The 15,506-nt window shown below is 34.8% G+C and carries 13 protein-coding genes; all 13 read left to right on the forward strand.

Features of this window, described 5'->3' with window-relative positions; all coding sequences use genetic code 11:
- Positions 1-124 precede the first annotated feature (124 nt).
- The 13 genes from QNH69_RS03045 to nagB all read left to right on the forward strand — a co-directional run bounded on the left by QNH69_RS03045 (position 125) and on the right by nagB (position 15,412).
- Positions 125-1,588, forward strand: a complete 1,464-nt coding sequence (locus QNH69_RS03045; RefSeq protein ID WP_282929138.1) for a carbohydrate ABC transporter substrate-binding protein — start codon at positions 125-127, stop codon at positions 1,586-1,588.
- Positions 1,589-1,655: 67 nt separating this feature from the next.
- Positions 1,656-2,549, forward strand: a complete 894-nt coding sequence (locus QNH69_RS03050) for a sugar ABC transporter permease (RefSeq protein WP_282929139.1) — start codon at positions 1,656-1,658, stop codon at positions 2,547-2,549.
- A 9-nt stretch (positions 2,550-2,558) separates the two neighbouring features.
- Positions 2,559-3,431, forward strand: coding sequence for a carbohydrate ABC transporter permease (locus tag QNH69_RS03055; RefSeq protein ID WP_282929140.1), 873 nt, complete (start codon positions 2,559-2,561; stop codon positions 3,429-3,431).
- Positions 3,428-5,593 (forward strand): 1,3-beta-galactosyl-N-acetylhexosamine phosphorylase, encoded by a 2,166-nt coding sequence (gene gnpA / locus QNH69_RS03060; protein WP_282929141.1) that lies wholly within the window; start codon positions 3,428-3,430, stop codon positions 5,591-5,593. Before QNH69_RS03055 ends, gnpA begins: the two co-directional genes overlap by 4 nt.
- Before the next feature lie 191 nt (positions 5,594-5,784).
- Positions 5,785-6,894 (forward strand): sn-glycerol-3-phosphate ABC transporter ATP-binding protein UgpC, encoded by a 1,110-nt coding sequence (gene ugpC / locus QNH69_RS03065; RefSeq protein WP_282929142.1) that lies wholly within the window; start codon positions 5,785-5,787, stop codon positions 6,892-6,894.
- Positions 6,895-6,904: 10 nt separating this feature from the next.
- On the forward strand, positions 6,905-7,933 hold the full coding sequence (galE, locus tag QNH69_RS03070) for a UDP-glucose 4-epimerase GalE (RefSeq protein WP_282929143.1): 1,029 nt from the start codon (positions 6,905-6,907) through the stop codon (positions 7,931-7,933).
- Positions 7,930-8,850, forward strand: a complete 921-nt coding sequence (locus QNH69_RS03075) for a sugar phosphate nucleotidyltransferase (protein WP_282929144.1) — start codon at positions 7,930-7,932, stop codon at positions 8,848-8,850. Before galE ends, QNH69_RS03075 begins: the two co-directional genes overlap by 4 nt.
- Position 8,851: 1 nt before the next feature.
- The gene (locus QNH69_RS03080; RefSeq protein ID WP_282929145.1) at positions 8,852-10,282 is read left to right on the forward strand and encodes an arylsulfatase; all 1,431 of its coding nucleotides are present in this window, start codon (positions 8,852-8,854) and stop codon (positions 10,280-10,282) included.
- A gap of 127 nt (positions 10,283-10,409) precedes the next feature.
- Positions 10,410-10,943: a MarR family transcriptional regulator gene (locus QNH69_RS03085; protein ID WP_282929146.1), complete on the forward strand. Its 534-nt coding sequence runs from the start codon at positions 10,410-10,412 to the stop codon at positions 10,941-10,943.
- 147 nt (positions 10,944-11,090) lie between these two features.
- Positions 11,091-12,314 (forward strand): aminotransferase class I/II-fold pyridoxal phosphate-dependent enzyme, encoded by a 1,224-nt coding sequence (locus QNH69_RS03090; RefSeq protein ID WP_282929147.1) that lies wholly within the window; start codon positions 11,091-11,093, stop codon positions 12,312-12,314.
- Between the two features lie 36 nt (positions 12,315-12,350).
- Positions 12,351-13,766 (forward strand): APC family permease, encoded by a 1,416-nt coding sequence (locus QNH69_RS03095; protein WP_282929148.1) that lies wholly within the window; start codon positions 12,351-12,353, stop codon positions 13,764-13,766.
- 193 nt (positions 13,767-13,959) lie between these two features.
- A complete protein-coding gene (gene rbr / locus QNH69_RS03100) occupies positions 13,960-14,553 on the forward strand; it encodes a rubrerythrin (protein ID WP_282929149.1) in 594 nt (197 codons plus the stop codon).
- 136 nt (positions 14,554-14,689) lie between these two features.
- Positions 14,690-15,412 (forward strand): glucosamine-6-phosphate deaminase, encoded by a 723-nt coding sequence (nagB, locus tag QNH69_RS03105; RefSeq protein WP_282929150.1) that lies wholly within the window; start codon positions 14,690-14,692, stop codon positions 15,410-15,412.
- Positions 15,413-15,506 lie beyond the last annotated feature (94 nt).

Here is a 15,506-nt window from a genome sequence, read left to right on the forward strand (position 1 = left end):
AGAATCTTTGAAATCAGCAAAAGAATACCACTTTCAGAATGTGAAAAGGTTTCACTTATTAATTGACAAAAGACTGGTTGTTTTCTATAATAAGCTTACGACATACTATATTAAGGAGGAAGGTATGAAAAATATTAAGATGACACTGCTTGCTGTAATAGCAGCATTTACATTTGCGGCTTGTGGAAATAATTCCACAGATACAAAGCCAGAAGATACAAAAACTGAAGATCAAGCAGCTACAGAAACTACTGATGATGCTAAAGAAGATCAAGAAGCTACAGATGAAGAAAGATCTGAAGATACAAGCGAAGAGGCTACAGGAGATAAAGATTTTGCAGGCAAAACCTTGACACTTGCTGGTCTTGACGGAGGTTATGGTACAGCTGGTTGGGAAAAAGTTATAGCTAACTTTGAAGAGATGACTGGTGCAAAAGTAGAATATAGATTTGAGAAAAACATCTACGATACAATCAGACCAGAAATCCAAGCAGGTAACGCTCCTGACGTAATTTATAACTCACTTGGCCAACAAACAGCTTTAACAGAAACTATGCTTAAAGAAGACATGGTAATGGAAATTACAGATTTATTGGATAAGACTATTCCTGGGGAAGACCTTGCTGTTAAAGATAAAATTGGTGAAGGTTTTGTAAACAACTCTATTACAAATCCAAATGGTGATGACAAAATGTATCTTGCTCCAATATTCTATGCTCCAACTGGACTTTGGTATAACAAAGCTCTATTTACAGAAGGTGGCGGAGAATATGAACTTCCTGAAACAATGGAAGATTTCTTAGCTTTAGGAGAAAAAGCAAAAGAAGATGGAACAAGCCTTTTTACTTACCCAATTTCAGGCTATCTTGACACATTTACCTTTGCCTTAATGTATGAAATCGGAGGTCAAGAATTATTTGACAAATTAACAAATTATGATGTTGAAGCTTGGAAAAACGAGGCAACACCATTATTTGAAACAGTGGGTAAAATTGTAGATAAAGACAATCTAAATCCAAACACAGTAGCTCAAGCTAACAAAGAAGGATTTACTCAAAACCAACTTTCAGTAATGAAAAATGAATCATTATTTATGCCAAATGGAACATGGGTAGTTGAAGAGATGGAAGATGCAGAAGGTGTAGCAGACGGATTTGAATGGGGCTTTATGCCACTACCATCATTAGATGGATCTGATAGATATGCATTCTCATGGATTGAGCAAATTTTTGTATCAAAAGATGCCAAAGAACCAGAACTTGCAAAAGAATTCCTAGCTTACCTATATTCTGATGAAGCAACAAAAGCATTTATCGAAAATGGTGGTGCAGTTCAACCAATAGATGGAGTTGAAGAATTAATTACAAATGAAAATCAAAAATTATTCTATTCAATTTATGATGACGGTGCAAAACCAGCAGTAGGTGGATGGGCAGCTGCTCCAGCAGTTGAAGGTGTTGACCTAAAAACAATCTTCCTAAACTCAGTTGACTCAGTAGCAAATGGTGATATGACTGTTGAAGAATGGCAAAACAGCGTAGTAGATGCCATCCAAAGAATATCTGATGCTATCGAAGCTAGCAAGTAATTTTTGAATAATATAAGAAAAAATAGAGGGTGGCGTTAGCTGCCCTTTTTATGCCTTAGGAGTTATTATGAAAAATAGCAAACAAAAGAGAAAGTTCATAACTTTAGGTCTTATACCAGCTTTCCTCTTGTATATAGTCTTTATAGTATATCCAACTCTAAATGTTTTTAAGGAGAGTTTATATAAGACTGGTGGACTTTCTGGGAAAAAAGAATTTGTCGGATTAAATAACTTTAAAATTTTATTTAAAGATCCAAATTTTATTAGATCTTTTCAAAACACAATTTTTCTCATAGTTATAGTTACAATAGTAACTATGTTTATGGCTATACTTTTTGCATCTATATTATCTAGAGAAAAGTTTAAGGGGCAAAACTTTTTTAGAGTTATATTTTATATACCAAATATTTTATCCATAGCAGTTGTAGCATCTATTTTTGCTGCTATTTATGGCATGGATCAAGGGCTTATAAATGGATTTATGCAATTAATAAAAAGTGGAAATCACACCAATACTCCATTTTTGGGAGATAGGCTATATGTAGTTTATTCCATAGCAGGGGCTATGATTTGGCAAGCTATCGGTTACTATATGGTGATGTATATGTCAACTATGAGCCAGATTCCAGAACACTTATACGAAGCTGCCAAAATAGATGGGGCAGGTCGAATCAAACAATTTTTTGATATAACTTTACCCCTAAGCTGGGAAACAGTTAGAACTACTCTTACTTTTTATGTAATTTCTAATATAAATATCGCTTTTCAAATCATTAAAGCCCTAACTGGTGGAGGACCGAATGGTGCTAGTCTAACCTTACTAAACTATCAATTTGAACAAGCTTATACTAACTCGGCCTATGGATATGGACTTGCTATCGGTGTAGTAGTATTCCTTTTCTCATTTTTGCTTACAGCTTTGATAAGCCGTATTACAAAAAGAGATATTATGCAGTACTAGGAGGATAAAATGCGCGAACAATCAAAATTATTTAGGGTATTTATCTACCTTTGCCTAATACTACTAGCTTTATCAATTATAATCCCAGTTGTTTGGGTTTTTATGGCAAGTATAAAATCAAATCCAGAATTTTATGGCAATCCTTGGGCTTTGCCAAAGGGAGTTTATCTAGAAAACTTTAAAGACGCTTGGCAAGCTGCCAACATGGGAGAATACTTTCTAAACTCTGTTGTTGTAACTGGTCTAGCATTAATACTACTACTAGTTATTGCAACTCCATGTGCATATATTTTGGCTAGGATGAATTTTAAGGGTAAAAAGTTTTTAACTATACTTATGAAAGCAGGACTATTTGTAAACCTATCTTATATTGTTATACCAATATTCTTGCTGTTGAGATCTTGGAATATGAATCTATCCGGTAACTTTTTGCCGAGTGGATTTTTCCTAAATAATAGGTTTATACTTGCTTTGATTTATGCGGCAAACGCCATTCCATTTACAGTATATCTCCTATCAAATTTCTTTAGCTCTATTAGCAAATCATACGAAGAAGCAGCCTATATCGATGGGGCAGGATACTATAGAACTATGGTTGATATTATGATTCCTATGGCCAAACCTGCTGTGATTACTGTGATTTTATTTAACTTTTTAAGTTTTTGGAATGAGTATATACTTGCACTTACACTTATGACAGATCCAAATAAGAGAACCTTGCCGGTAGGACTTATAAATCTTCAACAAGCAGCCCGTGGGGCGGCAAATTATGGCAGACTCTATGCAGGGCTCGTAATTGTAATGATTCCAACGCTAATTATTTATATTTTAGTTCAAAAACAACTTACCGAAGGAATGATGGTAGGAGGAGATAAGGGATGAGTAATGAAAAAAAGACAAAGGGGCGCTTGACCCTTCCTAGTGAAGAAAATTTCTTTTATGAAACTAATGAACTTCTACAAAGACTTGGTGCGGATGCATTGAGAGATTCGGATGGTACCAAATTACCAGACGAAATTAAAGACTTAGATGCAGAAATTTATACAACATATTTTGTAGCCCGTGACTTAAATGAATTTGCAAATGCCCACTTAGATGAAGTTACGAGATTTTATCTAACAAGTAAGTTTATAACAGCAACAGAAAGAGAAACCACAATTGACCTGCTAGATGGTTATTATGAGGAACAAATTGACCTAGACACAAGCCATGACCCAAAAAAATGGTGGGAAGTTATAAATAGGACGACAGGTCAAGTTGTTGAAAGCGACAAATGGGAATATGATAGTGAAAGTAAATCTGTAAAGATAAAGACAGATCCGTTTAATGTGTATTCTGTATCATTTTTGGCCCTAGGAATCTGGGATCCAACTCAAATGTATAACCATATTACCAATGATTGGGGAGATTCAGTTGCACATCATATCCCGGTTGATGCTAGGTATAACAATACTTTTACCTATATGAAAGATAGTCTGGAAAAATGGTTAGAAGAAAATCCAAAGACAGATGTAGTAAGGTTTACAACATTTTTTTACCACTTTACTTTAGTCTTTAATGACAAGGCCAAGGAAAAATATGTTGACTGGTTTGGCTATTCAAACACAGTTAGTCCAAAGGCTATAGAAGAATTTGAAAAAGAATATGGCTACAGATTACGCCCAGAAGTTTTTGTTGATGAAGGATATTACAACTCAACATTTAGAATACCATCTAAAGAATTCTTAGACTACATGGAATTTCAACAAAAATTTGTAAGTCAAAGAGCAAAAGAATTGGTGGATTTAGTTCATGCCCATTGCAAAAAAGCAATAATGTTTTTGGGGGACAACTGGATTGGAACAGAACCCTACGGTAAATACTTTAAGGATATAGGGCTTGATGGAGTAGTTGGCTCAGTAGGAGATGGCCTAACACTTAGACTAATATCAAATATTGACACTCCAATGACTGAGGGAAGATTTTTACCATACTTTTTCCCAGATACCTTCTATGAAGGAAATGACCCAACTATTGAAGCAGTTGATAACTGGACAAAGGCAAGACGAGCTTTGATTAGAAAGCCACTTGATAGGATTGGCTATGGTGGATATCTATCCTTAGCCTATAAATTCCCAGATTTTATTGACTACATGGAAGAATTGGTAAATGAATACCGTGAACTCTACGACATAGTAAGCCAAAGTAAACCATATTCATCAGCAAAAGTTGCTATCCTTAACTCTTGGGGATCACTTAGAACTTGGGGTGCCTATATAGTAGCTCACGGTCTTTGGTCAAAACTATCATATTCATACATGGGTATTTTAGAATCCCTATCTGGTATGGATATGGATGTTGAATTTATTTCTTTTGAAGATGTAAAAGATGGAATCGATTCAGATATCGATGTAATAATAAATGCGGGGGATGCTTACACAGCATTTTCTGGCGGGAAAAACTTCTTAGATCCACAAGTGGTGGCAAATATTAGAGAATTTGTCTACAATGGCGGAGGATTTATAGGAGTTGGTGAACCTTCAGCAATTGTAGCAAACGGAAGATTCTTTCAACTTGCAGACATCCTAGGTGTAGATGTTGAAAAGGGATTCTCCCAAGGCCACAAAAAATATTTCACAGATATTACAGAAAATCATTTTATAACTGAAGATGTAAAATCTGACCTAGAACTTGGCGAAATCAAGCCAAATGTTTATGCAATCAGCGAAGATACGGATATTCTAGCCTTTGATAACCATGAAGTTTACATGGCAGCAAATGATTTTGGCAAGGGACGTGCTTTTTATATAACAGGACTTCCTTATTCTTTCCAAAACACAAGAATACTAAAAAGAGCCATACACTTTGTAAGTCACAAGGAAGATACACTTAAGAAATACTATGCAGATGATTGTCGCCTTGAAGTAGCGGCATTTGAAAGTCTTGGCAAATATTGTGTAATCAATAATTCACTTGAAGATGTAAGTTCAAAAGTTTACGATAAAGATGGCAATGCAAATGAAATAAGCATAAAAGCTGGTAAACTTATTTGGATTGAGGAGTAAGTATGGATTATTATAAAAAAGAGAAAATAAACAACCTAATGCTTTTTGCCATATTTGTACTAGGGATAATCTTGCAATTTAAAGGACACGCGAGAACAGGGTATCCGGCCTTGGGCCTACAATTCATATCCCTTTTCTTGTTACTCTTAGTACTTTATATATACAACAAGAAGCATAAATAAGGAGCAATGATGGCAGGATTAACTTTTAAAAATATTTATAAAATATATGACGGTAATGTCACAGCTGTTGAGGATTTCAATCTTGAAATCAAAGATGAAGAATTTATTGTCTTTGTTGGTCCATCTGGTTGTGGCAAATCAACAACCCTTAGAATGGTGGCAGGACTTGAAGAGATATCAAAGGGAGAACTTTACATCGGAGATAAGCTAGTAAATGATGTAGAGCCAAAAGATAGGGACATTGCCATGGTTTTTCAAAACTATGCTCTTTATCCACAAATGACAGTTAGGGAAAATATGTCCTACGCTCTAAAAATTGCAAAAGTTCCAAAAGACCACATAGACCAAAAGGTAGATCAAGTAGCAGCGGTCCTAGGACTCGAGCCATATCTTGATAGAAAACCAGCAGCCCTTTCAGGTGGACAAAGACAAAGGGTTGCCCTAGGACGTGCTATTGTCCGTGACCCACAAGTTTTCCTAATGGATGAGCCACTTTCAAATCTTGATGCAAAACTTCGTGTCCAAACAAGGGCAGAAATTACTAGACTTCACGAGCAACTTGATACAACCTTCATCTACGTAACCCACGACCAAACAGAAGCTATGACCATGGCTGATAGGATCGTAATTATGAATGATGGTAAAATACAACAAGTTGATACACCAACAAATGTCTACCAACATCCAAAAAACCTATTTGTAGCAAGCTTTATAGGTTCTCCACAAATGAATCTAATATCAGCTACAATTTCTGAAGAGACTGATGGATTTTATGCAAATACAAAAACTTACAAGTTTAAAATCTCAGATGATAAGGGTAAGGCACTAAAAGAAAAAGATTGGATAGGCAAAGAACTAATGCTTGGTATTAGACCAGAACATATCTACGATGCCTATAGGAAAACCGATTCTATAATCCACGGTGAAGTAACTTTTATCGAACTACTTGGTTCATCTCAATTTGTATATATGAACGTTGGAGCTGACCAAATGCTTGCAACATTAAATATGGATACCCAGGTCCATAAGGGGGATAAAATAGAGCTTTACCTGGATACAGAAAAAATGAATTTCTTTGACTCATCCAGCCAAGAAAATATACTTTTTGATTTAGACTGAAAGGATAAAAATGACACGAGTATTATTGACAGGTGGGGCAGGCTATATTGGTAGCCACACAGCTGTAGAACTTTTAGAAAGTGGATATGATGTTATTGTTTATGACAATCTTGTAAACTCATCAAAGATTGCTCTTGATAGGGTGGAAGAGATTACTGGCAAAAAACTTACTTTTTATGAGGCTGATATTCTAGATACAGAATTTCTAAAAGAAGTTTTGACTAAAGAAAAAATTGATGTGGTAATCCACTTTGCAGCCCTTAAAGCTGTTGGCGAATCAGTTAAAAAACCACTCAAATATTATCACAACAATCTAACAGGAACCCTAAGCCTACTTGAAGCTATGGAAGAAGTTGGTGTGAAAAACATCATCTTCTCATCATCAGCTACAGTTTATGGCGATCCAGAGACGTCTCCAATTACTGAAGATTTTCCAAAAGGCACTTGCACCAATCCATACGGTTGGTCCAAGTCCTTTATGGAACAGATTATGACTGACCTAAATACGGCAGATCCAGACTTTAAAGTAGTTTTGCTAAGATACTTTAACCCTATAGGGGCTCACAAATCTGGGCTTATTGGAGAAGACCCACAAGGAATTCCAAACAACCTTTTGCCATATATCTCCCAAGTTGCGGTTGGCAAGCTACCACACTTACATGTTTACGGTGATGACTATGACACCCACGATGGGACTGGAGTCAGGGACTATATCCACGTAGTAGATTTGGCCAAGGGCCATGTACTGGCAGTCGACAAGATAGATGAGCTTGGCGGAGTAAGTATTTTCAATCTTGCTACAGGTAATGGTTACTCAGTTTTAGATGTTCTCCACGCTTTTGAAAAAGCATGTGGCAAAGAAATTCCATACCAAATTGAGGCCAGAAGAGAGGGCGATATAGATAAGTCTTATGCAGATGCGACCAAGGCCAAGGAAGTACTAGGATGGGTTGCAGCAAATGGTATAGATCAAATGTGCCAAGATGCATGGAAGTGGCAAAAAATGAATCCAAATGGATACGAAGCGGAGGAGAAATGAAGACAACATTAGTAGTATTAGCAGCAGGAATTGGCAGCAGATATGGCGCAGGCATCAAGCAACTGGCAAAAATGGATAATAATGGCTATACAATCATTGATTATTCTATATTTGATGCCAAAGAAGCTGGCTTTGACAAGGTTGTATTTATCATAAGAGATGAAATAGAAGATGACTTCAAGGAAATAATCTGCGATAGGATTTCTGAAATTATGGAAGTTGAATATGCTTATCAAAGGCCAGAACTTCCAGGTGGATTCAAAAATCCAGAAGGTAGAACCAAGCCATGGGGCACAGTTCAAGCCTTAATTCCTACTAGAGAATTTGTAAATGAGCCATTCTTGGTTATAAACGCTGACGATTATTATGGCAAGAAAGTTTTCAAAGACTTGCATGACTTCCTAGTAAATCCAGCAAATGCCGACAAGGACAAATTACAAATCGCCATGGCAGGCTACAAGCTAAAAAACACCCTATCAGACAATGGAACAGTAACACGTGGCGTTTCTGTAGGAGATGAGAACAATAAACTAGTAAAAATCCTAGAAACTCACGAAATAAAACTAGAAGAGGATGGCTCTCTTTCAAGCAAGGAAAATCTCGATTCTGACTTACTTAACCTAGAAAGTCTAGTTTCAATGAATATGTGGGCAAGTTACCCAGAATTTATCGACCTATGCGAAGAATATTTTGAGAAATATCTAGAAAGAAACAAAGACAATCTAGATAAAGCAGAATACGTCTTGCCAGAAATGATAGGTGAATTCATAAAAGAAAATAAGGCAGAAATCACAATCCTTCCAACCAATGACAAGTGGATAGGCATAACCTACAAAGAAGACTTAGAGCCAGCCCAAGAAGCCTTCAAAGTAATGTTTGCAAATGGGGAATACCCAACAGATATTTGGTCAAAATAATATGAAAAAGAACATTGTATATATCATAGCCGATCAATTGAGATATGATTTCATCAATATCAACGGCAATGAATATATAGACACTCCAAATTTAAATATGATGGCAAGTGAGGGATACAACTTTACCAACACCTACACAGCGGTATCCTCATGTATATCTGCAAGAGCTGCTATTCACACTGGGCTTTCACAAGAAAGTCATAAGAGAGTAGGCTATGAAGATGGTGTGAAATGGGATTATGAAAATATGTTGGCAGAAGTTTTTTCCCAAAATTGTTACCACACCCAATGTGTAGGCAAGATGCACGTATATCCAACAAGAAGTTTGTGTGGATTTAACAATATTATCTTGCATGATGGATACTTGCACCATAGCCGCAAGGCAGGTGGAGCTTATGGGGAAAATTTTGAGCAAACTGACGATTATCTATATTGGCTAAAAAATGAATTTGGTATGGAGGCTGACCTAATAGATTCGGGTATATCCTGCAATTCTTGGAATGCCCGTGCCTTTAGCTTGCCAGAATATGCTCATCCAACCAATTGGGTAACGAGTCAGGCTATAGATTTTTTAAGAAGACGTGACCCAGAAAAGCCATTTTTCTTAAATATATCCTATGTAGCACCACATTCACCACTAACACCACCATCATATTATTTTGATAAATACAAAGACAAGGAAGTTTTGCCTATAATCCATAGTGATTGGGATTTCTTTAATGACAAAAATTACAATATAAATGCTATTTATGGAGATATAGGCGAAGAGAAAATCAAAAATGCTAGGCGAGCTTATAGTGGCTTGGTAGAACAAATCGATCACCAAGTAGGAAGATTCTTAATGAAACTTGGAGAGTACGATTTATTAGAAGATACCATTATAATCTTTGGTTCAGACCACGGAGATATGATAGGTGACCACAATTTCCTAAGAAAATCTGTCCCATACCAAGGGTCTATCCACATACCATTAATAGTATATGACCCAGGTAAAAACTTGGGAGAAAATGAGACTAGCAATCTTGATGAAATAGTAGAACTAAGAGATATAATGCCAAGCTTACTAGACTTCTGCGACCTAGAAATACCAGAAAGTGTAGAAGGCAAATCAGTAAAAGATTTAATCAAAGGCACAAAAGAAAGTCAGAGAGACTACCTTCACGGCGAACACGCTTATGGAGACCTATCAAACCACTACATCCTTGATAAAAATTACAAGTACATTTGGTACAGCCAAAGTGGCAGAGAACAACTTTTTGATATGAAAAATGATCCAAAAGAGCTCAATGATCTTATGGAAGATTCTACAAATGATGATTTAATAAAAGACTACCGAAATAAGCTAATCAAAGAACTAAAAAACAGACCAGAAGGCTATGTAAAGGATGGTAAGCTTGTAGTGGGTTGTGAGATTAAAGATACTTTGGGATAAAAAGTGAGCCTAGTTAGGATAAATTAATCTTAGCTAGGATTTTTATTTAACTTATTACTGTTAATGGCCTTAACAATTAAACTTTTAATATTAAATATTTAGGTGTATGGTAATTTTGAGGTGTTATATGAAAAGAGATATATATGAGGAAGAAATATTAGACAACTGGGCTAGTTTTGATGATTCTAGAGAGGAAACAGATAGGAAATATGAAAAGCTTAGCATGCTTTTGGATCCCATGTATGATTTTGTTCTAGCATTTTCAAACTATTATAATACAAGAAGAAATTATGGCATAGGTCCAGATCTTACCATGATTGAAGTTCACATTCTAACACAGATAGCTGACAATCCAGGTATCACAGTGACAGAACTTGCAGAAATATGGCATAGATCCACTTCGGCCATATCACAAACAGTTAGAAAGTTGATGAAACAAGATTTAGTTTATAGGGAAAATTCTAAAGAAAATGGTAAGATTTTTAATCTTTATACAAGTGAATTTGGAAATGAATTAGCTCTTAGTCATAAAAAATATGACAATATAGATATATTAAAAACAAGAAAGAAACTTTTAAACGAATTTTCAGTAGAAGAGTTGCTTGCCTTTGACAAGGTGTGCAAGGCCTATACTGATATTCTATGGAATCATACAAAATAGAATAAACATACACTTAAAAATAGCCAGAAGATACGAAAAAATTCATATTCTTATTGCTATTTTTTTTGTTTAGATATATAATATGAACGAGACAGTTTAGAACCTTAACTATTTAATATGTTAACAAGCGCATTAGAAGGGGGATTTATGAAATACGATTTTGATAATAAAGTTGACAGATCAGGAACAAATGCCGCAAAATTGATAGGTTACAAGAGTTATATTTTTCATGCCGACGATACCATGGAATTACCATTTAAAGATGATGAATTTATACATTTATGGGTAGCAGACATGGAATTTGCTTGTGCACCAGAAATACTGGATGCTATCAGAGCTAGGCTTGATAGACAAATATTGGGTTACACAGTAAATTCAGACTCAAGATTATATGATGCACTGAATACTTGGTGCAAAGAGAGATACGATTTTGAATTTAAAAGGGAAGAATTAGTATTATCTGCGGGTGTAGTGCCAGCAATAGTTAGACTGATTAGTTACATTGTAAAAGATAACGAAAAGGTACTATTCAACACACCAGCTTACGGTCAATTTGCAAATGCTTGCCGAATAAACCAAAAAGAGTACATAACAAGTGATTTGATAAAAGATAAAGATGGGAAATATACAATAGATTTTGAAGATATGGATAAGAAGATGGCCCAAGCTGACGTACCTTTGTTCATACTTTGCAATCCTCATAATCCAACAGGTAGATCATGGAGTGAGGAAGAGTTAGAAAAAATAACTGAATTAATTAAAAAACATGATATGTGGGTTATATCAGATGAAATTCACTGTGACCTAAGAAGAGCAGATGCTTCAAAGCATATACCTCTAGGAAAAGTAATGCCAGATTATGATAAATTAATTACATGTATGGCAGCAAGCAAATCATTTAACGTTGCAGGTCTATCTGAATCATCAATCATAATAAGAAATGAAAAATTGAGAAAACAATGGCTATTTTATAGCGATGGCCTAGTAAATCCACTAAGCCACGAAGGAACAATAGCAGCTTACACAAAGGGATCTGATTGGCTTAAAGAATGTAATGAATATTTAGATGGAAACTTTGAATTAGTTAATACCTATTTAAAGGAAGAATTGCCTGAAATAATAATAACACCATCAGAAACCACATATCTAGCATGGGTAGACTTCTCAAACTACTTTGAAGAAAATGAAAAAGTAGAACTATTCTTTGCAACAAAAGCAGGAGTTCTCATAGAAGCGGACAAAGCATTTGTAGATAACGCTAATAGGATGGTAAGAATAAATATAGCTTGTCCAAGAGACTATTTAAAAGAGGGTCTTGAAAGAATGGTCGATTCAATAAAAAATAAACATGACGAACCATTTTTTGATTAAACTTCTAAAACAACTTAATAATTAAAGAGGGAAAATATGAAAGAAAAAGTAACATTTGAATCGACAAGCAATCAAAAAGTTGTAAAAAATGAAGAAAGAAACCTAGGTTTGTTAAATGTATTTAATTTAGGATTTGGTGGTGCAATAGGATCAGGAATATTTGTCTTGCTTGGTCTTGCTATAGGGGCTACTGGTAAATCAATTATAATATCAGTGTTGCTAGGAATAGTTGTGATGACTTTGGCCTATTTTTTCAATATTCTTCTAGCATCTATGTTTATGTTGCCAGGAGGAGACTATGCACAGAAAGCTATAGCTATGAATCCATTCTTCACAGGTCTAAGCGCTTATATTACAGTAATAAGTGGGTTAGCTGTATCAATGTATTCGTTAGCTGCAGTTGATTATGCATCTATTGTATTTCCAGTCTTGGGAGAATATAGCAAGCTTGCATCTGTATTAATAGTTGTGATTCTATTTGCATTTAGTTACAAAGGTTCAAAATTTGCATCAAATATCAATAGTGTGATGACATTTGTATTGCTTTTATCAATATTGATATTTATTATAAAAGGACTTCCAAAGGTTCAATCTGGATATTTTTCAGATCCTAATTTTTATTTAAATGGGAAATCTGGTTTAATCCAAGCTATGGTTCTTATGGGATGGGCTTGCCAAGGCACAACTATGGGACCTGTGGCTGTACAAGCTGTTACAAAAGATTCTAAAAAAACAGTTCCAAAAGCTATTGGACTAGTTGCTTTAGCAATAGCGGTTGTTTATGGATTAATGTCAATTGTTGCATCTGGAGTTTTGCCTATATCTGAAGTAGGTGGACAAAACCTATCTATAGTGGCAAATGAAATCTTTAGTAGACCTGTATTTGTAATATTCATTATTGGGGGAGCAGTGTTTGCAATTTTAACTTCAATGATGTCTCTGATAACATGTCAAAGATACCCTATGTTAAATATAGCCAGAGATGGTTGGCTCCCTTCAGTATTTACCAAAACTAATGACGAAGAGTATCCATATGTAATATATATGTTATATTTTGTAATCAGCTTATTGCCAATTTTCTTTAATGTAGACCTTGGAGCTATAGTATCTATGGTAATGATACCAGCAATGATACTAAACACTTATATGAACTTTGCGTGTATAAGAATAATTGATGAAAATCCTGAGCAATGGGAAAAATCATCAATGAGAACGAATACAGGATTTATGAAATTTTTATGCGTACTTGCTTCTTTGTGTGCCGCTTTTGTAGGATTCCAACTATTTAGAAATCTAAAAACAAATGAAATGATTGTAATGCTAGTAATATTACTAGTAATATCATTACTTTCAGTATTTAATATAAAGACAGGTAGAGTAAGCAAAGAACAACTTGATTTAAGAAAGAAAAAAATACTTGAAGAAGCATATGCAAATGAAGAGTACTTGTAAAAGCATGAGTGGTAGGATATTCTTATTATCCTGCTACTTTTTATTTAAAAAAAGTTATAATACTCGGTCAATTGATTTTGATAATCATTATATATAATGATAAAGAATTTGGTTTAATATTTGACAATTATAATTATAAATCCTATAATTGTAGTAGACATAGAAACAATATAAATTTAAAAGGAGTTTACATATGACAGAATTAAAAGGAACAAAAACAGCTCAAAACCTTATCACTTCTTTTGTTGGTGAATGCCAAGCTAACATGAGATATACATATGCAGCAAAAACTGCTAAAAAAGAAGGCTATGTTCAAATTTCTCGTATTTTTGAAGAAACAGCAATGAATGAAAGAGAACATGCTGCAAGATTCTACAAATTCCTAAAAGAAGAATACAAACTTGAAAATATCGAACTTAACGAAGAATATACAAGCTGGCCAGTAATTTGGCATGATACAGCAACAAACCTACAAGGTGCTATCGATGGAGAAAATGACGAAGCAGAAAATATGTATCCATCATTTGCAGACGTTGCTGAAGAAGAAGGCTTCCCAGAAATAGCTAGAGCATATAGACACATTGCAAAAGCTGAAGAAGCTCACAGAAATAGATATCAAAAATTAAAAGACAATATAGACGAAGGTAAAGTATTCAAAAAAGACGAAAAAGTTGTTTGGATGTGCGGTAACTGTGGTTATCTAATAGAAGCATACGAAGCTCCAAAGATTTGTCCAGCATGCGCTCACGGTCAAGAATACTTTGAAGTAGCTAGATTTAACTATTAATAGTAAAAGAGCAGGGAGAAAATCCTTGCTCTATTTTTTTGCCTATTTATAAAAAAATTGAAAGTAAAAGTACTTTCATATTAATTGCTTGCTCAAAGAAGTATAATATAAGCAAAAAGTGATGAAAGGATAAGAAATGAAAGTAATAGTATCAAAAGATTATGACGAAATGAGCAAAAAAGCTGCTGATCTTATCGTCAATATGTTGATTGACAAACCTCAAGCAAAATTTGGTTTTGCGACTGGATCTACACCAATCGGTCTATATGAAAACCTAGCTAAGGCTGAAAAAGAGGGTGAGATTTCCTTCAAATATTCAAAAAGTGTAAACCTAGACGAATATATTGGCATTGACAAGGAAAATGACCAATCTTACCAATATTTTATGAACGAAAACTTATTTAACAAAGTAAGTTTCAAGGAAGGAACAACTCACTTGCCATATGCACCAGAAGCAGACGAAAAATATGCCAAGGAATATGACAAACTCCTAGACGAATTCGGCCAAAGAGATGTACAAATCCTAGGACTTGGCCCAAACGGTCACCTAGCATTTAACGAACCAGCAGAAAAACTAAACCAAAGAACATCTATCATCAAGCTAACTGAAGAAACAATCAAAGCAAATTCAAGATTCTTTGAAAGTGAAGAAGATGTTCCAAAATATGCTATATCAATGGGTATGGCCGACGTATTTAATGCAAAAATGCTAGTTGTTCTTGCAAGCGGCAAGAATAAACACGAAGTTGTTAAAAGAATCATAGAAGAAGGTACCATTTATCCAGAATTCCCAGCAAGCTTCCTACACCTACACCCAAATGTATATTTGTTTGTTGATGAAGATGCTTACCAAGGCTAAAATATAAAATTTCGGCATGATATTTTTCATGTCGATTTTTTTTATTTTTAATTGACAAATAAAGTTGTCAAATATATAATAATGACAAAGATAC

This window comes from Anaerococcus sp. Marseille-Q7828 (assembly GCF_949769285.1).
Lineage (GTDB): Bacteria > Bacillota > Clostridia > Tissierellales > Peptoniphilaceae > Anaerococcus.